Below are 19,223 nucleotides of genomic sequence, written 5' to 3' on the forward strand. Positions count from 1 at the left end.
GTTCAATCCGAAGAACTTTGGCTTGCCGCGGAAATGTCCATCCTTTTCATGGAAGTACGCATCTCGACAATTTTATCTTTAAGCGAGACGGATATGCTTTTCGTTTCTTTAAGGACTTTCACCAAGTCATCGGTTGTGATTTTAGCTTTGTTTTCAATAAACGCATTTTCGATCGTTTCTTTGACCACTGCTTCGATATCGGCTCCGCTAAAACCTTCGGAATTTTGGATCAACCGGATGGTATCGATCTCCCGGCTGAACTGCTTACGCCTTTTGAGATGGATCTCGAAAATATTCCGGCGTTCTTCGGCATGCGGAAGATCCACGGCAAACAATTCGTCGAAGCGTCCTTTTCTTAAAAATTCTGGCGGAAGCTTGGAAATGTCATTGGCTGTCGCGACCACAAACACGGTGCTTTCTTTATCCTGCATCCAGGTGAGAAAATTCCCGAACAATCTCGTCGTCACGCTGTTTCCGCCGCCTCCGTCGCCAACTCCGGAAAAAGCTTTTTCGATTTCGTCCACCCATAGGATACAGGGACTGACTGCTTCTGCAATCTTCAGCGCGCGGCGCATGTTTTCTTCGCTCTCGCCTACGTATTTGCCGAAAAGTTTGCCGATATCTAGTCGCAGTAAAGGAACTTTGAATAGTTTGGCCGTCGCTTTCGCCGCAAGGCTTTTCCCACAGCCCGGCATGCCCACGATCAGTACGCCTTTGGGCATGTCGACGCCGAAGCTGAGTGCTTTGTCCAGATGCTTGAAGATTTTCGACTTCTTCTCGAGCCATTGCTTGAGATTTTCAAGGCCGCCTATGTCATTCAAGTCTTCTTTAAAATTCACGATCTCCAGCATGCCCGACTTCTTGATCATCTGCTCTTTTTCCTGCAGCACCAGTTCTTTGTCTTCGGCATCGATAACGCCGCCCGACTGATAAGCCAAATTCAAAATCTGCGTGATTTCGAATTCGTTCAGGCCTTTGAAAGAAAGGACCAGCTCTTTCCGGACGTCTTCTTCCACTTCGATCTGCTGGGCATCGGCGAACTTCCGAATCATGTCGTCGATCTCTTCGAAAGAGGGCAGCAGGACGTCAAGCAGCGTGATATAAGGACTTAGTTCGGTCGGAATGACCAATTTGCTGGAGACGATAAATACGGTGCAGTGAAAATCTTCGTGATGCATATTTTTGGCCGCGATAGATTTAAGTCTCGCAACGATCACAGGTTCCTCTAACAGATGATGGACGTCTTTCAGAACGATGAAAGAAGGATCATTTCCGGGTTCGTCCAGAAATTCAAGGAATTGTTCCAGCGTATAATCGCCTTTGGATAACTTTGTATCAAAATCAACGTAGCCATCGGCATTATTGAACTCGTAAACGGAAACGTCGTCCGATATTTCCGAAATCAGCGAATCGATCTTGTCGAAATCAAAGTAATGGATATAAATAATCGTCCGCAAAGCGTCTACATAGGATTCGAGCTTGCTAAGCATGCTGGTTCGCATGATTATACCTCCATGTAAGTGACGCTGAGATAAGAAGAATCCGATTTGAACAGCAATTCTTCCAGAATCAAATAATTCCCGTTGATGTCACCCCAGGAGTAGTCGACATTTTTGGTACGTTCTTCGCCCACTCTGCAAGCTCCGCCCTCCAAATGAATGACCATATACTTCTTACCTTTATCACCTAAATATTTCCATAATCCATTTGTGGAACCGACGAATGTTTTTATATGTGGTCCTGCTTTTTGAGATACTTCAGTCACGTCGTGAACGTCCTGATACAAACCTTGAATATCTTCTTTGATTTCTTTACATTCCCACAAGACGGTTCTCAAAGATGAATTTGCAAGTGCAAGCAAAATAACCAGCGGTTCGTCTTTTTTGTACCTGTCGTAAAAATTTTGATAATCCAGCTTGAACAGCTCGATATACCGATTTTCTATTTCTTGCAAATAACTTTTGATATAATTGAAGTTTTGCGGATTGGCCTCTATGCCTTCTTTAATATTTTCATAAGCTGAATGGTATTTTCGGATAATCAAATCGCTTTGAAACCCGTTTTCCTGTGCTTCTTTTAATTTGTTATCGTTAAATAATTTCAGAACGGTCGCATAGCTCTCTTGTGCATGTCGATTTAGATTGGAATCGTTCACTTCTATAAATATTTTAATTAACTTGGGAATTATGTCGAACAAACTTTCTTCTTTTCGTTCGTTCAACGCTTCAATCGCTTGGGCCTCCTGCGTGTAGCCACGCACATCTAACCACTTTTTCAATACTCCGCTTTTGTACAAGTCGTACACGTCGTCCACATTGAAGTTATCACACAGATCCGTTAACGTTCGAATGCTTTTACCGTCGACAATCAAATTGAACTTGATCACTTTAGCCATCTTTATGCTCCTTTATCGGCCGAATAAACTTTTGAATCCGCTTTTGAATCCGCTCCATGCTTTCGACGCTACGACTTTAACGCCGTCCCAAGCTTCTTTGCAAGCTTCTTTGGCAGCTTCGGCGACTTTCCGAACACCTTGATTGGCTTTCTCGCCGACCTGTTGTCCTACGATATCTCCGACTACTTTGCCGACCGTTCCGCCGACCACCGTCCCTACCGGACCGAATACGGAGCCGATAACCCCCCCTATCTTCTCTCCTATGAAACGCCCGGCTTTGCGGCAACCCTGGGAGACGAGAGCCTCGGCCCGAGCCGCGGCACGATCGACGCCGTATTCGATCGCATCCGGAACTTTTATTTCGCCGTTTGCGATCTTGTAACCGATCTTGATGCGGGTAAGGCCGTTATCCACCATCGCCGCGATTTCGGCAGGTGACTTGTCGGCTAAAGGCTTGAAGTATCCGGCATTGGCCGCTTTAATCGCGGACGTCGCCGCGATCGTTCTGGCTGTTTGCTCTGCAGCCGAAGGCTCTCCCAGCTTAGAAGCGAAAAAATCCTGGAATATGCTCGCGGCCGGATGATCTTCTGCGTATTCGGCCTTTCCTCCGGCATCTTCTGCCCAATCGACGGCTTGGTTTTGTCCGACCGCCCGTTGAATGGCCTGCGAGACCGCTTTTTTATTCAGATCTTCGAATATGTAACTTACCGGCTGTTCCAACTGCACCGGTCCTTCGATAAAATCAGCCTGTTCGATAACTTTTAGGGTAGCTTGATTTATCGACTGATGGATAACTTCAGGTATCTGCTGTTTATCGCCTGGAGTATAATCGCCCTGAAGCTTGGAAATTTTTTCTTCTATCCATCGGCTCGTTGCAAGTCCGCGCTTTTTGTATTCAAGAATCTGACGATGATTGGCATCAATCCTGGAAAAAGTTTCGTCGATCTCGTTAATCGCTTCCGCTAGTTCGTTTTCTCCGCGGTATACGCCGGCAGCTTTAAGCTGCTGACGCATGAATATTTTGAGATCGACATTGCCGGAGCTTTTGTAGCTGATATAAGCCTTGGCCGTTTCCATAAAAAAGCTTCGCAAGCCTGACCTTTCTTTTTCCATTATGGACCATTCCCCTTATCTGCTATCTTGATATACCATTTTCTAACTATAGCACGATCGCTTAATAACTTGAACGGAATTTTTAGGCTTTTAGACTCAGTGATATTCTCATCTTTTTTCGTTTCGAAACCTGAATCATTCATCAAAAAAAGCCAGTTCGGATGAACTAGCTTGGCAGCACTTGAAAATTCATTCGCCTAATTTAATCGCTCATTCGCCCTGTTCCCTCGCAAGAAGGACAGATATGGGTACCACTGCCTCCGCAAGCATAACAATCGTCATCGGCAGCTTGTTTACCCAACCCGCCCGTGCAGTCGCATTCCACTTTCCCTTTACCGCCACAGTACCCGCATTTTCGTTTAAACATACTAGCCCTCCTCTGAATAGATGCTCAGATTATTTTATTACCCCGCAAATGAACTGCCTTTCAACTCCACAATCCGTATCCACATGCGACTCTTACGGCTGTTCCGTGGTGTCCGCTTCGCCGGCGTCGGGAGCATTTCCCGCGTCGTACGTCTCATACACCTTCTCCATCAGCGCCCCCAGCACCAACTCCGACTGATCAATATCGTTGTACGATCCCGCCCCCATCTCGAACGTACCGTCTTCATGCAACAGGAACTGGATACGTGCTTTGGCGGACTTTTCGTTATAAAGGAAATATCCGGTGAACTCGACTACGTCGTGTGTTTCTTCCGTCTCCTCATCGGTACCCGAGAAGTACTGCCACGTCGGTCCATCAAAGAAAGCCTCCATGACTTCACCGATCGTGACGTCATCGCGGCCGTTCATGGTCCCGTTCTTGACGGACTGCACATGCTCTTCCGTCAGATTCGCCAGATTGTTCAATTGATCGGAAGCCGTCTGCACGGCTTGATCTGTCTCATGCCGAATATCGGCATCTGCGGAGGTGGAAGAACACCCGGCTATAACCGATACACCGAGTACTATCAAACCCAACTTCATCTTTATTTTCACTTTTTTATTTCCTCCGTTTTTTGCTTAAGGCAAAGGTGCTGCCGTTGGAGCTTCTTTAATCTTCTTTTTCGAGAAAATGCCCATAAACCCTGCTACTGCCAACAGCACACCGGATAAAATGTAGAACATCGATATGCTAATAACACCGGCGATCGCACTGATCAGCATAAGCCAACCTGCCAATTTGGGCTTGCTTTTGGAAAATGCTGCACCAATGATGCCTAAAATGCTGAACAACAAAGCCGAAATAGCCAATCCGCTAATTTCCGACGTTCCCGTATCCGAAAATGCTGCATCCAGTCCTCCGATCATCATAGCTACAATCGCTGCAATAATTCCAAAAATTCCTCCAACCAATCCCATAGCAAACATATTCATTTCTCCTTTGTAGGTACAATTTGATATAACCACTCGTTAATCAGCAAAATAAACCAAACTGTTAGAGCTATCGCTTTCTGATATTCGACAATTCCAGAAGAGTTCGAAAAATCTGATCATACAACTGCTGCTCCTTGGGGGTTAGCTTTCCCAACTCTTCAGCGATTCTTTGAGGAATATCCAAATCATGATTGGAATTCGGAATATCTATTCGGCCTCTCTCCAGAAGCTCACCTTCTCCAACCTCCAGTGCACTTGCAAGTCGTCCAACAATCAAGATGCTCGGCGATTGTCGAACTCCCCGTTCGATCTGACCTAAGTAAGAGATATCGATTTCAGCCTTTTCCGCCAACTGCTCCTGTGTCATATGCTGCTGCTTTCTGAGCTTGCGTATTTTCGCGCCCAATCGTATGTCTTTTGAACCAGAAATCCCCCTCACCGCCCACTTTACTTTGTCTCTTTCCTCATCATAGAATAAGAAGGAAATTTTACCCACGGACAAAATCCTCTGCCTTTCGTGACGATCGTCACTATTCACACTCCTGTTTGGCTTGAATTGAGCTTAGCATGAGCCTTTAAGGACTCTTGAATCTGTTAAACGGGTAAGCAAGAAGGCTGATCGAGAGAAATCTTTATACAAATAAGGTATCCAAAGCAGTCAAACATGTTCAGAAGACACAAAAATGACACTTTTTACTCGAAACTACTTTTTCAAAAAATGAAATAGACACAATTTGTACACAGTTACATATGCAAACCTAATGCATGGAAAAGGAGCTGATAGAGAATGGCTAGAAGTCGGGCAATTCGTAAATTTATAATCGACACCTGCGATTTCCGATTCGATTTTATGGAGATTTACAAAGAATGGAGCTTGGATTCGATTCTACGGGCATTGGATACCGGGCAGCCGATGCGCGACGCCTGCATGTATCTAGAGCTGGATACGGAATGGATTGAAGAAGAAGTCAAACTGCATGCCATGCGTCAACTGTACGAAGAGACGTCTCATCTGACGGTGCGTGAGATCGAGCTGATGACCTTATATGAGGAACATACCTTGTTTGGACGTACACTTGGTGATCTGTTGGAAGAATTGATTTTTATGGATCCCAGCACCTGGCTCACAACGTTTGAGAATTCGATCCTGTATTTGAATGACAATGGGATGGGAGCCGGGGCGTCTCCTTCGTCTTCTGAATTAGGCGACGAGCAAAAAGAAGAAATTATCCGGCGCATGTTCGGTAAGATGCCACTTGAATTGGATTACGGACCCTTGGCGTTGGAAGGCGGAAATATGCTGCACCAAAAATGGAGTGACTTGGGTAGACGTCAAGGCGCTGGCTATCGTTTCTTTCGCCGCTTTGTACGTCAGGACTTGTTTTTGCATCCGCATCCCAATGACATAGCCAAACAAGATCGGCGAGGGCGGATGCGGCAGCAGCACAAACATTTTCAAGCCGTCCTAAAAGACCTTATGAGCGAGCAGGAGATTGAGCAGGATCTGGAACTGTACGAGGGCGAGCTGAATACTTGTTATCTCGAATATGCCGCTGCCCGACTCGCGCAGGCCGGCTTGGAGGAAAATCCGAAGTATAAATCAAAAAGTGATGCTCTAGTGAAAATCGCGGCTTTGTTTACCCTCGTCCGAAATTCTGATCTTAGGATGGCGCTGCTGGATAATCTTGTTGGAGACGGTGAAAGCGGAGAAGCGCCGTTTAATTTAGGGCGGGAATCGTATGAAACCAAGCTGGATTATGCAGATTACAAAGACTTTTTTCTTGAAGAAGAAGATGTAAAAGAAGGCAGAACCGCTTTGTATCTGATTATTCTATTGATTGCGGAGTTTACATTGAAGCCATTTTTGCGCATCAAGTTAAATGAAGCCGGCCTTTATTTCGGACATAAAGGAATCGACGCTTCGCAGGACATTGAAGAAGGCGACGAAGAAGAGCTGAATCGGTTAAAACTTCGTTTGATACCTGTTGTTATGCTGCGCGATGCCTATTGGAAAGAGCGATCTGCGCTGTTGGAACAGTACTCCGGTTTCTTGTCTTCGACAGATCCGGCGCCGGATTCCGAAAATTTGTTCGGCAGCCTGTACAAATGGACTTATCATTTCAACAAGAAAGTTCGACAAAAATCCTTGTTCCAAAAAGCCAGCCGCCAACTTCTTGCTCAAGGCAGACATAATCAATCCAATACAGCATATAATCTGATTCATGCAATAGAACCTTTCGATCAAGCATTCAAAGATTTCGCAAATATCAAACCAAAAGATCTTGATGTAGAAGACATTGATAAATGGAATGAGAAGTTTTGAAAAAGGCCGTCCCGAACCTCTTCACGCTTTCCGGGACAGCCTTTTTCACTTTTGCACCCACACCGTCGGCCTCCTTCAATCCATCCTCACGGCCCGCCGCCGGTCCATCACCGAGATAAACTCCGCTTTTTCGTCGCCGTCCAATTGGATCGAGATCAGATGCGTGTTCTGCAGATCTTCTTCGCTGCCCATGGCCAGATCTTTTTGGGGGTCTTGAAGCAGTCTCTTGGCGTCGATATCGTAGTAATAATCCAGATGCCCCGGCCCCGTTTCTTTCATATAAGCATCTCCGTATAAATCGATCAGCTCGGTTCGGGTCATTCCCACCTGCGCGCCTCTTGCGGTCCGGTACACGCCGCGGGACGGTTCCGTCAGATCGATCGCCGCCACTTTGCCTTCGCGATAGAACACCCGGAGACCGTCGGCATACATCGTACCGGTCGGTTTGTCCTCTTCCGCGACCGCGCCTGTCGCCTGCTCGGCTTCTTCCCGTTCCATACCGTAACAAATATCCGCTTCGGTATCCTCGACCTTGATTACGCACATCTCCCGCTCCGCCCAAACATTGGGCTCGAACTTTTCTTCGCTTCCGCATCCGGCTGTGACACCCATTAACAAACTCGCCAGAATCACCTGCATTTTTTTCACGATGATACGCCTCCTTTTTGAAGTCGGTATGTACAGCCTTCGGTTCTTCACCCAACTACAAGGCTTGCAAAATACGCAAAAACCCCGGCCGGAAATCGGCCAGGGTTCTTTCACTGGATAGGGCGGCGAGCCGCCCGTACAGGCCTTACTTGATCTACGCATCCAAGCGGATTTTCGTTACGGCGAAACCATGCCTCCGTTGGCATTCAGCGTCTCGCCCGTTACGTAGCTCGATTCCTGGCTGGCCAGGAAGACGTAAGCCGGAGCCATTTCGACCGGCTGCCCCGGACGTCCAAGCGGAGTCTGGGCGCCGAATTCCGGCAGTTTGTCCGGCGGCTGTCCGCCTGCGACCTGCAGCGGCGTCCAGACCGGACCCGGTGCGACCACGTTGACGCGAATGCCCTTCTCGCCGACCTGCTGCGCCAGCGCTTTGCTGAACGTGTTGATCGCGGCTTTGGTCGTTGCGTAGTCCAGCAGGATCTCGGACGGGCTGTATGCCTGGATCGACGACGTATTGATGATCGAGCTGCCCGGCTTCATATGCTTGATCGCCGCTTTGCACAGCCAGAACATCGCGTAGACGTTCGTCTTGAACGTCTCGTCGAACTGCTCCGTCGTGATCTCGTCGATGCTCTCGCGGAACTGCTGCTTGCCCGCCACGATCGCCAGAATATCGATGCCGCCGAGTTCCTTGACCGCCGTTTCGATCAGGTTTACGCAGTAGCTCTCGTCTTTTACGTCACCCGGCATCGCGACCGCTTTGCGGCCTTCGGCTTCGATCAGCTTCACGACTTCCTTGGCGTCCGCTTCTTCTTCCGGCAGATACGACAGCACCACGTCGGCGCCTTCTCTGGCATAGGCGATCGCCGCTGCACGGCCGATCCCGCTGTCCGCTCCGGTCACGACGGCTTTGCGGCCGACCAGACGTTCTTTGCCGACATAAGTCGTCTCGCCCGAATCGGGAATCGGATTCATTTCTTTCTGAAGGCCCGGGCCTTCCTGCTGCTGTTCATATTCCGGTCCGGCTTTCGGATACTGCGTCGTCGGGTCCTGCATCTTGTAGAAATCGCTCATAGTTGAATGCCTCCTCGAGTATGCGAAAATGGTTGGGATTGAACGAACGGCCGATGCAGCGGAATTTTCCGCTCGGCACCGCCGTACTCGTCACTTATGTAACCGCCATAATTCCGATTTAAACGAGGGTTCTTCGGGTACCGCGTAAAATGTTTCGCAAAATTTCAATCCGGTGTGAACAATTCGAAATCGCAGGCCGATAAGCGTTTACCGACCGCCCATCTCGTTTAAGGGTTTAGCAAACACCCGGAAGCACAATCGGGAAAGGAGCGAACCCCCATGTCCAACTTGAACGAGCACACGCCGACTTCGGATCCGAAAGCGATCGAGACCGTACGGGATCTTATCAAAGACATCGAAACGGCCATGCTGACCACCGTGTCCGATACCGGCTTGGTCTCCCGTCCGATGAAGACGCAGCATATCGAATTCGACGGCGATCTGTGGTTTCTGACGAAAAAGGATACGTCCAAATACGACGAGATTCGGAAGGATCCCCGTGTCAATCTCGCGTATGCCGGCAAGTCCTATGTCTCGATTAGCGGAACAGCGGAATTCGTGGAAGACGACGCCCGCAAAAAAGTACTCTGGAACAAAATGTACGAGAAGATTCTGGATACGCCGTACGACGATCCGAATCTCGTACTGATCCGCGTCACGACGGATACGGCCGAGTATTGGGAAAGCGGCAGCGCGGTCAAGATGATAAGCCATCTGCTCAAAAAAGCCGTTGGCAAAGGCTCTGATCCCAAGTCCGAACCCGGCCTCAACGAAACGGTCGATCTGGAATCGGCTCCCCACTCGCCGCAGGGCTGAGAGCGGACCCAACTCCCGCCGAGCGATAACGCAGTCGGATAGACGATCACGAAACGTCAAACAAGGATTCCCGCTCGATACGGGAATCCTTTTTGCTGCCGATTCTGCGAAACGCCGACCGATGCCGGATTACGCCCTCGGCTCTTATTCCCCGCAGGCCGGCTTCCAGGAATAGGCTTCATCCTCAAGCAGCTTATCCAGCGGCTGCGGACGGGAGAAGTAATACCCCTGCAGCTGCGAACAGCCCAGAGACAGCAGCATTTCGCGCTGCTCCTGCGTCTCGATGCCTTCCGCAATGACGGACAAACCCAATTCATTCGCCATCGCGACCACGCCGCGGATCATCGCGCGGCTGATTCGGTTCGTCTGCGCGTTCTGGATCAGTCCGCGATCGATCTTGAGCGTATGAACCGGCAGTTCCTGCAGCAGACCGATTCCCGAAGAAGAACTGCTGCCCAGATCGTCCAGCGAGAAAGTGACGCCCCACTGGCTGAGCGTATTCAGCTGCGGCAGAATATGCGAAGCGTCCAGGCGCTGGGTAGTCTCGTTCAATTCGATTTCGATTTTGCCGGGCGGACAGCCGGTCTGCGCAAACACTTCGGCCGCAAGCTCGACAAAATAAGGATCCCGCAGCGATTTGACGGTAATGTTGACGTGGATCCGTTTCTCCGGCTGCAGAATCCGCTGGGCCATGCAAGCTTCCCGCAGTACCCACAGATCGACCTGCTCGATCAAGCCCGCTTCTTCGGCCGCCGCGATCGCTTCGACCGGAGAGACCATGCCCCGCTGCGGATGGTTCCAGCGCAGCAGCGCTTCGTAAGACCGGGCAATCCCGTCTTCCGCTCCGACAATAGGCTGGAAATGCAGCTCAAGCTCGCCGCCCTGCAGCGCCTGGCGCATATCCAGCTCCGCCTGCTGGTCTTCGATCCGGAAGATGCCCATTCCGGCTTTGCCGCCTTTCTTGATCCGGTACATGGCCGTATCCGCCCGCTCGATATATTCGCGCAGCGATCCGGCTTCCAGACAAGCCCCGATCGACAGCGTAAGCGGTTCTTCCTGAGCGGAGAACGGCATATTTTCGCTGCGAAAAGCCGAGACCAGGCGCTCTACGGCCGCCCGAACCTGCTTCGGGTCGTCGGTCGGCAGCACGATTACAAACTCGTCTCCCCCGTATCGGCACAGCAGCCAATCTTCGTCCGCCGCTTTGCGAATGGCTTCCGCCAGAGATTGAAGGACAAGGTCTCCGGCCGTGTGTCCGTAATCGTCGTTCACTTCCTTGAAATTATCCAGGTCCATGAAGATCACCGATTTCGGCGCTCCATCCAGTTCCCGTTCATAAATCGATTCCAGAGCGCTGTACCGCAAAAATCCGGTCAGATCGTCGAAATACGTCGTCTCTTCCAGCTGAATCAGGCCGGCAACGACCGAAGCGACATGCATCAGACGTTCGGCATCTTCCGCGGTAAAAGTATGGGCCCGATCCATGGCGCAGATCGTCCCGTACAGGTCGCCGTTCTTCAGCCGGATCGGCACCCCGACAAAGCTGACGCTGCCGATGTTGGACGTGATCGGCATTTCGCGGGTCAGCGGCGATAACAGGGTATCTTCAATAATGACCGGGCCTGCGAGATGACCCACCAGGCTGCAGTACGAGATGGAATAAGGAATGACGCTGCCTTCTTGAACAAGCTGTTCTTCGGCGTTCCAGGCACTCAGAATCATATTCTGCTTGCCATTGTTATAAGCCGTAAAAAAGGTGTTGGCGTCGATGACGGAGTGCAGAAGTGAGAACAGCGTCTTGGATGTGATTCGGATCAGGTCTTCCCGCTGTTCCTTCATCGGTTTCATAAGGGGCCTCCATAGGTCTTGGGGTACATTCGTGTTGGGTATATAAGCCTATTATAAACGATAAGCAAGCAGCCGTCACGCCGCCTATAGGCAAATATTTCTACTTTATTCGCCCTTTTTCCTGTGTTTTGTACCTGGTACGTTTAAATCCTTCCAAATTCGATTTTTATCGTTTTAATTTTGCGCATTATAAAAATGGGATTGGCAAAAAGCCGTATTCGCCCGTTGATCCAAACGGGCGAATACGGCGGCTAAAAAAGAACCGCTCCTGAACGTACTCAGGGACGGTTCTTCGCTGTTACTTGATCGACGCTGCGTAGATCGATTCGATCGAACGCGACAGCGTTTCGTCAAACTCCTGATCGGTTTGTCCGAAGCTGACGCCTTCTGCCAGCGCACGGGAGAAACTGGCGATCAGACCCGGGTTGCGGGTCAGACGTTCGTTCGCTTCCTCGCGCGTATATCCGCCCGAGAGCGCAACGACGCGAACCACATGCGGATCGTTCATCAGATCGCTGTAGAAGCCGTCTACGGACGGAATCGACAGTTTGAGCATCACGAGCACGCCGTCTTCCAGTTTCGCCAGCTGTTCGATCAGTTCCGCTTTGAGCAGACGTTCCGATTCTTCACGGTCGGCGCTGAGAATATCGACTTCCGGTTCGATAATCGGAATAAGCCCTGCCGCGAAGATCCGGCGTCCGAACTCGAACTGCTGCTCGACGACCTGCTTGATGCCTCCTGCGTCTGCCTTATGGATGACCGAACGCATTTTGGTTCCGAAAATATGCCGCTCAACCGCACGCTCCAGCAGTCCGTCCAGATCGGGCATCGGTTTCATCAGCTGCACGCCGTTTTGCTCCGTGTCCAATCCTTTATCGACTTTGAGAAAAGGCACGACGCCTTTTTCTTCCCACAAATAATCCGGGGTCTTTTTGCCGTCGATCTCGCGGTCCATCGTATTCTCGAACAAAATCGCACCCAGGATACGCTCCGAGTTGAAGGCCGGACTCTTGATGATCCGCGTACGCATCGTATGTACGGCGCCGTACATGCCTTCCTCGTCCGAGTAGGTATCCTCCGCGACTCCGTACTGCAGCAGGGCTTTTGGCGTACTGCCTCCGCTTTGATCGAGCGCCGCCACGAATCCTTTGCCGCTGCGCATCACTTCCAGCTGTTTCTCGTTCATCTCCATCTTCCTTTCTCCGTAAAATGCCAAGCTTCTATCCGAAGTTCCACTTATTCATTACCCGAAAGACTCCGCAGCGGTCGCAGGGCCGCCAAAATTTTTTGAGAAAATCGATCCGTTCGCCCCTACGCCCATGGAGCGGCTGTACGCAAAGACCTTCTCCAAGCAGGCCTTCGCCTTTTCCCCGGACAGAATATGTTACACTTTAGGCGAGGGCTCGCTCCAATCCTATTTCTGTCAAGAGAGGTGTCATAATGAATCCAATCGATCAGAATCGTCTTCAACTGCTTGTGTCGAACATGCACGCGATCAAAAAGGAATTTGCCTGGCAGAGTGCGAATATTTCCCGTCTGGCCGCCATGCTGTATGCCGCCGAGGAAAAAGAAGCCGATCCGGCAGCCATCCGCGCTTGTCAGGAACAAATCAAGCAGAGCACCGGCGTGTTCTCCATGTTCCGGGGCAATCTTGCGTTGGGCATTGCCGCCATGCTGTCGCTGGAGAATGATCCGCAGGCTCTGCTGAACGAAACGCTTGATGTCTATGAAGAAATGAAAAGCCATAAATTCACGGCCTCCGATTATCTGGTGGTCGCCGCTTACGAAATCGCCAGGAATACGGAACCTTCGCGGCGGACCGAAACGATCGGGCGCGCGAAGACTTTCTACGACGGCATGAAAGAAAACCATCCTTTTCTGACGTCGCACGACGATTACATCTTTGCCGCCATGCTCGGATTGTCGACGCTCGAACCGGGTCCCGCCCTGAAGCGCATGGAGCAGTTTTACACCGAACTGAAGCCGGAATTCCATGCCAGCAACCGGCTGCAGGCGCTGACCCAGGTCCTTGTTCTGGGCGACGCGGGCCTGGATACGACGCGGCGCCTGGCCGAGCTGCAGGAAGGGCTGCGCGGGCGCAAACTGCGAATGGACAAAGAGTATCTGCTGCCTTCGCTTGGCCTGCTGGCGCTGCTGCCGGCCGAAACGGGGACGATCGTCGACGAAATCGAAGAAGCCTGCACGTATCTGCGCGATCAAAAAGGATTCGGCAGTTGGTCCGTCCTGCAGCAGGAACTGCTGCTGCTCGCTTCCGGCGTGGTGATCTCGCGCAGCGTCGGGGAAGCGCAGCGGAATCTGACAGCGCCGGCGATCTCCGCTGCGCTTACGAATCTGGTCATCGCCCAACAGGCAACCATGCTCGCCAGCACAGCCGCGATCGCGGCGATCAATACTTCCGCTTCTTCGAGCTGACCTTGGCCGTCTGGCGAACCACGAACAGACCCACCCCCTTTTATCTTTACAAAGCGCGCCTCCAGATCGCGGGAAGCGCGCTTTTTCCGTTTTCCAGCAGGGCCAGCGTGTCTTTGAACCCCAGAACCGACAGCACCAGCAGCAGCGGGTAGACCGGGTACAGATAGCGGGATTTGATCTCCCACAGCAGATAGAAACCGACAAAACCCAGCAGTACCAGCACAAGCAGTGTCTCCCCGTAGCGGCGTGACCGGATTCCCGTGACCAGACGGACAGCCGAGAATGCGTATATCAGAATACCGGAAGCGTAGACCAGCCACAGCAGACCTGAACGAGCGGCGGAATCGCCTTGGAACAGCCGGGTCAGCCAGGTATCGTAGCTGTAACTCCCCGCGAGGGAAGACGCCCTGAACCCCCGGCCGGGCGACGATTCGTTGCCGATGCCGTAGCGGTCGATCTGGTAGGTCCCTTCGGTCCAGGTCCAGATCAGCTTTTTGGCATACATACCGAGCAGATCGCCAGCCGAAGCCTCCGACAGTTTCCCGGCAATCGAAGCTTTGTACAGTTCGGTGCTGGCTGCTTGGTCCTCATTCGCTTCGTTCTGGTAGATCCGGTAGCTCTGCATATTGTCCCAGAATCCGAAGCGCTCCAAGTTAATGCCCATATTCAGCCACATGTAGACCGGGGCCGACTGCTCGGACGCGGAGCCTTCCGTAATGCCGGCTGCCTGCAGGACCGCGTTCTGTGTCCAGGCGGGTACGTTGAACAGGGCGGCCAGGACCATCAACGCCAGCAGACTTCGGCAAACGCCGATCCGGCGGATGCCCAGCAGGATACAGATCCCCGAAGCCATCAGCATGATGGCGCCGATACTCCGGAAATAATTGCCGACCGCAAGCAGCAGAGCAGCCCACAAGACGGACGCGAACGATTGGGTACGTACGAATCGGAGCACGAAATAGACCGACGAGGTCAGCAGCGCCGTCCCGATCACATCGTTATAGATCAGATTCGGCATGAGCAGGGACGGTACATAGAACGCGGCCAATACCAACGCCGTATAATCTTGTTCTTTGCGCCGTCCGGTCAGCTCCCGATAGATCAGATGGATCATCAGCGTCGTCAGCAGCGAGAAGAAGATATTGAAAAGCTTGAGGGTCATATAATGCTCCGGAAAAACAGCCAGCAGCGTCTTCAGATAGATCACGATCGAGAAGTTGAACGGAAACATATGCAGATACCCGCCCGGCTCGAATGTCGAGTAATCGCCGCTGTACAGCATATCGAGCGCCAACGACAGCACGGTCTTCGAATCGTCCGTCGGCAGCCTCGGCAGGAGGAGCATCAGCGCAAACTGCAGCAGACCCGAGGCGCCCAGGATGACGGGAACGAACACACCCGGGCGATAGCGGCTGCACCTACGGCAGAAACGTTCGAGAGCGAACGCCAGGGCGGCGAGCCCGGCAAGCAGCAGAACAAGGAACAGCGGGCGCTGCGGCTGCAGGATCGGATTATCGCCATAGGCGGCATAATTGTATTCGGCCCGCACCCAAAAAGACGAGGCGACAAACAAACCAAAAAAAGCCGTCAGAATCATATAAAACAGTTTGCTTAAAGCTTGCGGCATGGTCCGGCTCCTTCGCGGCATATTCTTTCCTGTCGGAAAGGTCTGCGCCCATTATAAAGAAGCCCCCTGAAAATAAGCTGAAAGCCGGAACCCGCACGCCGCGCAAAAAAGCACCTCCCGGTCTGCCCGGAAAGGTGCTGGATTGTCTAATGATTGGCGGATAGCCACCGAGCTATGCCTCCGGCCCGTTCCTGTTATCAAGCAGCTAGGCCGGTATTCCGGTTCAAAATGGGTCCGCCGGTTCAAGCCGGATCGTCTCGGAACGGTCCCCTCCGTCCCAGATCAACAGCAGTTCCACCGTCCCCGCATCTTCTTGTACATATTCGGTCGTAACCAGATCCCGCAGGAGATAGACGCCGTTCTCCGGCACGCTCTTGACGACCGTGCCGCCGCTGCCGGCTTCGATATCCGCTCCGTAATACGAATATTTCACTTCTCCGGTCGGAGAAGGGCCGCTTCCTTCGTAACGGGCCGTCAACCGGGCACGCAGCTTGCCGCCCTGTTCGGGTACATACATTGAATATTCCGCTGCCCAGGCGTCGCCGGAACCCGCGTATTCGCGAACTTCCGGCGGGACTTCCGGATTCGACGAAGCCGCTTTGGGTGCAAGCGCACCGGTATTATCCGGTGCGCTTGCGCAGCCGGCGAGCAGGAGCATAACGATCAAAGCTGTCATTTTCATTCTGTACATATCGGTATCCCCCTCTACGCCGGCTTTGCTGCCGAACGTCTTGCCTCTTCCATTCTTTTAACCGTTTTGAGGGTAAAAAAAACGAATCGGCCAGCGAGTTTGCTATTCGTTTTTTGTTCAGCCCATCATATCCGCCGAGACAAACGCGCCGTCCGCTCCTCGTTCCACACTGATCGTATGACCCGCGAACAGTTCTCCGTCGTCGTACCAGAACGTTAACCATCCTTTTTCTCCCAGTTCAACCGACTCCAGACTCACCTGCGACGCGAACTCTTCGGCAGTCAGAAGAACTTCGCCTTCCTCCTCGTCCATCCAAAAATCGTTTCTCGTATCCAGCAGCTCTTCGGCGGCATACAAACGGGCCGCTTCATCCAGAGCAGGCAGATTGCGGGCGAGTTCGTCCAAAGCGGGCAGCAGCTTCAGCACTTCTTGCCGTTCGGAGAAGTACAGGCTCACTCCGACCTTGCGTTCGCCAAGCTTCAGCAGGCCTGTGAACCTTTGCAGCTCGGGTTCGAATACCAGCACGCTTCCTTCTTTCCATTCGATCGGCGGGTTCTCGGCCGCGGTCCGTTTGACCGGAGGCGGCGGAGCCACAATCTGCTCCATGCGCCCGAATGCCTCCTCGACTGCGGCTTCCTCCGCTCCGCCCATCACAAGATCCAATTCCCGAAAAGCTATCCCCATCTGTATCGCAGAAGCCTTCACACGGCGGCCTTCGACCGACACGAATACAAAACGGCCGGTTTCGCCTTCCCCGTCGGCTTCGTATTCCACCTTCGCCAGACGAAAAGAACAGGGAATCGGAATATGCATCCACGACGAACCGCCCTCCGCGAAATGGCGATAAATATCGGCACACGGCCAAGTCTCTTCGCCTTCCTGCGCTTGCCGGTTCAATATACAGATCCGACCGTCCGGCAGCCGGGTCGCATATTTGGGTTGGAACAGGATAAATTGGGAACGGTCCGGCGAAGAGGCATGCGGCGCTTCGATCCTATCCAGTTGTTCGGCCGCTTGGAGGTCACCGCCATAGGCCCGTTTGACCTGTTCCCCAATCGTATGCGGATCCTGATACATTGGAATTCCTCCTTTTCGCTTACAAAAGTTTAAAAAGTCTTTAATTACTTAATCAATCCCGCGACCGTTCTATAGTTGATATTTTAGTGAAAAAATTCACAATTTACATCTTTTATCGATGCTATACTCGACCCGTTGAATGCCGCGGAAACGGCAGACCCGTCTTCCGGCGTTCCCGAAAAAGAGATCTTCAGGGGGTACACACAGATGAAAAAAACCAAACAAAACGCGGCGATGCTGCTCCTGCTCGCTTTGTCGATCCTGCTGGTTCTGGCCGGCTGCGCAAACGCGCAGACCAACCGGGCCGCCGGCAGCGAAACGGACAGCGCCGCGCCAACCGCAGCGGTCGACAACAAACCGGCAGCGGCAAAGTCCGATCAGACCGAAGCGACTTCCGGCGCATCGGAAGCGGTCGGGTACACGCCGCTCGACCAGTTGAAGACAAGCTACGACCTTGTGATTATCGGCGGCGGCGGCGCGGGTATGACAGCGGCGCTCGAAGCCAAAGCGGCCGGCATGAACCCCGTCATTTTCGAAAAGATGGAAAAACCGGGCGGCAATACGCTCAAATCTTCTTCGGGCATGAATGCTTCGGAAACCAAATTCCAGAAAGAGCAGGGAATTGCGGACACCAATAAGCTGTTCTTCGAAGAAACGCTGAAAGGCGGACACGATACGAACGACCAAGAAATGCTGCACTACTTTGTCGACCATTCGGCGGATGCCATCGATTGGCTCGATTCGCAGGGAATTACGCTCGACAATCTTACGATCACCGGCGGCATGAAAGAAAAACGCACGCACCGTCCGACAGACGGTTCCGCGGTCGGCCAATACCTGGTCAGCGGATTGGTCGCCGACGTCCAGGAGCAGGGCATTCAGCTGTTTGTGCAGGCCCACGTAAAAGAAATCACCCAAAAAGACGGACAAGCAAACGGGGTTAAAGTCGTTTTTGAAGACGGCGAAGAAAAGACGATTGCTGCGGGTGCGGTCATCGTCGCTACCGGCGGTTTCGGCGCCAATCAGGAACTGATCAAGCAGTACAGACCGGACCTCGAAGGTTATGTGACCACCAACCAGCCGGGCAGCACGGGCGACGGCATCGTGATGGCGGAAGCGCTTGGCGGTACGACGGTCGATATGGATCAAATCCAGGTCCACCCCACCGTCAATCAGGAACATTCGTATCTGATCGGCGAAGCGGTCCGCGGCGAAGGCGCTATCCTGGTCGACAAGGGCGCTCTGCGTTTCGTGAACGAAATGGATACCCGCGACCATGTCACGGCGGCAATCACCAAGCTCGATAACCGCGAAGCCTATTTGATCTTCGAATCCGGCGTCAAATCGCGCGCCAAAGCGATCGAGCAGTACGAGAAAATGGGTCTTGTGCAAAGCGGCGAAACCATCGAAGCGCTGGCGGCGGAGACCGGACTTCCGGCGGAAGCTCTGCAGTCGACGCTCGAAACCTGGAACAACTCGATCACGGCCAAACAGGACAAAGCATTCGGCCGGACGACCGGGATGGATCACGATCTGTCCGGCGCCCCTTATTATGCGGTCAAGATCGGCCCCGGTATCCACTATACAATGGGCGGCATCCGGATCAATACGAATACCGAAGTATTGAACAAAGCCGGCGAAGCGATTCCGGGCTTGTATGCGGCAGGCGAAGTGACCGGCGGCCTGCACGGACAGAACCGGATCGGCGGCAACTCGGTTGCCGAGATCGTAATCTTCGGCCGCGAAGCCGGCGTCAAAGCGGCGGAGTTCGTGAAGAATCTCAAATAGCTCCGGCAGCTGTCTTCCGCGGACAGAGCCG

At 52.4% G+C, this 19,223-nt stretch carries 17 protein-coding genes; 4 read left to right on the plus strand and 13 right to left on the minus strand.

Annotated elements, in window-relative coordinates; genetic code table 11:
- Positions 1-2: 2 nt before the first annotated feature.
- The 6 genes from HRQ60_RS10865 to HRQ60_RS10890 form a co-directional block, all read right to left on the minus strand.
- Positions 3-1,502: an AAA family ATPase gene (locus HRQ60_RS10865; RefSeq protein ID WP_172195831.1), complete on the minus strand. Its 1,500-nt coding sequence runs from the start codon at positions 1,500-1,502 to the stop codon at positions 3-5.
- Positions 1,503-1,504: 2 nt separating this feature from the next.
- Positions 1,505-2,395, minus strand: coding sequence for a hypothetical protein (locus tag HRQ60_RS10870; protein ID WP_172195832.1), 891 nt, complete (start codon positions 2,393-2,395; stop codon positions 1,505-1,507).
- A gap of 12 nt (positions 2,396-2,407) precedes the next feature.
- Positions 2,408-3,472, minus strand: a complete 1,065-nt coding sequence (locus tag HRQ60_RS10875; protein WP_172195833.1) for a hypothetical protein — start codon at positions 3,470-3,472, stop codon at positions 2,408-2,410.
- A 495-nt stretch (positions 3,473-3,967) separates the two neighbouring features.
- The gene (locus HRQ60_RS10880; protein WP_172195834.1) at positions 3,968-4,489 is read right to left on the minus strand and encodes a hypothetical protein; all 522 of its coding nucleotides are present in this window, start codon (positions 4,487-4,489) and stop codon (positions 3,968-3,970) included.
- Positions 4,490-4,513: 24 nt separating this feature from the next.
- Positions 4,514-4,861 carry a DUF4064 domain-containing protein gene (locus HRQ60_RS10885; RefSeq protein WP_172195835.1) on the minus strand — a complete coding sequence of 116 codons (348 nt, stop codon included), beginning with the start codon at positions 4,859-4,861 and terminating at the stop codon, positions 4,514-4,516.
- A 73-nt stretch (positions 4,862-4,934) separates the two neighbouring features.
- Positions 4,935-5,363 carry a helix-turn-helix domain-containing protein gene (locus HRQ60_RS10890; protein WP_216671549.1) on the minus strand — a complete coding sequence of 143 codons (429 nt, stop codon included), beginning with the start codon at positions 5,361-5,363 and terminating at the stop codon, positions 4,935-4,937.
- Positions 5,364-5,654: 291 nt separating this feature from the next.
- On the opposite strand from HRQ60_RS10890, the gene HRQ60_RS10895 reads away from it, so the two are divergent.
- On the plus strand, positions 5,655-7,190 hold the full coding sequence (locus HRQ60_RS10895; RefSeq protein ID WP_172195836.1) for a hypothetical protein: 1,536 nt from the start codon (positions 5,655-5,657) through the stop codon (positions 7,188-7,190).
- Between the two features lie 75 nt (positions 7,191-7,265).
- On the opposite strand, the gene HRQ60_RS10900 is transcribed toward HRQ60_RS10895, so the two are convergent.
- The gene (locus HRQ60_RS10900; RefSeq protein WP_172195837.1) at positions 7,266-7,838 is read right to left on the minus strand and encodes a hypothetical protein; all 573 of its coding nucleotides are present in this window, start codon (positions 7,836-7,838) and stop codon (positions 7,266-7,268) included.
- 177 nt (positions 7,839-8,015) lie between these two features.
- Positions 8,016-8,912 carry an SDR family oxidoreductase gene (locus tag HRQ60_RS10905; RefSeq protein WP_172195838.1) on the minus strand — a complete coding sequence of 299 codons (897 nt, stop codon included), beginning with the start codon at positions 8,910-8,912 and terminating at the stop codon, positions 8,016-8,018.
- Between the two features lie 279 nt (positions 8,913-9,191).
- Between HRQ60_RS10905 and HRQ60_RS10910 the strand changes: the two genes are divergently transcribed.
- Complete coding sequence (locus HRQ60_RS10910; RefSeq protein WP_172195839.1) at positions 9,192-9,728, plus strand: pyridoxamine 5'-phosphate oxidase family protein; 537 nt, start codon at positions 9,192-9,194, stop codon at positions 9,726-9,728.
- Between the two features lie 144 nt (positions 9,729-9,872).
- Here HRQ60_RS10910 and HRQ60_RS10915 read toward each other — a convergent pair whose 3' ends face one another.
- Positions 9,873-11,576, minus strand: coding sequence for a bifunctional diguanylate cyclase/phosphodiesterase (locus HRQ60_RS10915; protein WP_172195840.1), 1,704 nt, complete (start codon positions 11,574-11,576; stop codon positions 9,873-9,875).
- A 298-nt stretch (positions 11,577-11,874) separates the two neighbouring features.
- Entirely contained in the window at positions 11,875-12,762 is an 888-nt protein-coding gene (locus HRQ60_RS10920) for a fructose bisphosphate aldolase (protein WP_172195841.1), read from the minus strand.
- Between the two features lie 254 nt (positions 12,763-13,016).
- On the opposite strand from HRQ60_RS10920, the gene HRQ60_RS10925 reads away from it, so the two are divergent.
- Positions 13,017-14,009 carry a DUF4003 family protein gene (locus HRQ60_RS10925; RefSeq protein ID WP_172195842.1) on the plus strand — a complete coding sequence of 331 codons (993 nt, stop codon included), beginning with the start codon at positions 13,017-13,019 and terminating at the stop codon, positions 14,007-14,009.
- Positions 14,010-14,055: 46 nt separating this feature from the next.
- Here the strand turns inward: HRQ60_RS10925 and HRQ60_RS10930 are convergent, their stop codons facing one another.
- From HRQ60_RS10930 to HRQ60_RS10940, 3 genes are all read right to left on the minus strand, one after another.
- Positions 14,056-15,636, minus strand: a complete 1,581-nt coding sequence (locus tag HRQ60_RS10930; RefSeq protein WP_172195843.1) for a glycosyltransferase family protein — start codon at positions 15,634-15,636, stop codon at positions 14,056-14,058.
- A 223-nt stretch (positions 15,637-15,859) separates the two neighbouring features.
- On the minus strand, positions 15,860-16,327 hold the full coding sequence (locus HRQ60_RS10935) for a hypothetical protein (protein ID WP_172195844.1): 468 nt from the start codon (positions 16,325-16,327) through the stop codon (positions 15,860-15,862).
- Positions 16,328-16,444: 117 nt separating this feature from the next.
- A complete protein-coding gene (locus tag HRQ60_RS10940; protein WP_172195845.1) occupies positions 16,445-17,404 on the minus strand; it encodes a DUF2262 domain-containing protein in 960 nt (319 codons plus the stop codon).
- A gap of 207 nt (positions 17,405-17,611) precedes the next feature.
- Between HRQ60_RS10940 and HRQ60_RS10945 the strand changes: the two genes are divergently transcribed.
- Positions 17,612-19,192 (plus strand): flavocytochrome c, encoded by a 1,581-nt coding sequence (locus tag HRQ60_RS10945; protein WP_172195846.1) that lies wholly within the window; start codon positions 17,612-17,614, stop codon positions 19,190-19,192.
- Positions 19,193-19,223 lie beyond the last annotated feature (31 nt).

Source organism: Saccharibacillus qingshengii, from assembly GCF_013185195.1.
In the GTDB taxonomy this organism is placed as follows: Bacteria; Bacillota; Bacilli; order Paenibacillales; family Paenibacillaceae; genus Saccharibacillus; species Saccharibacillus qingshengii.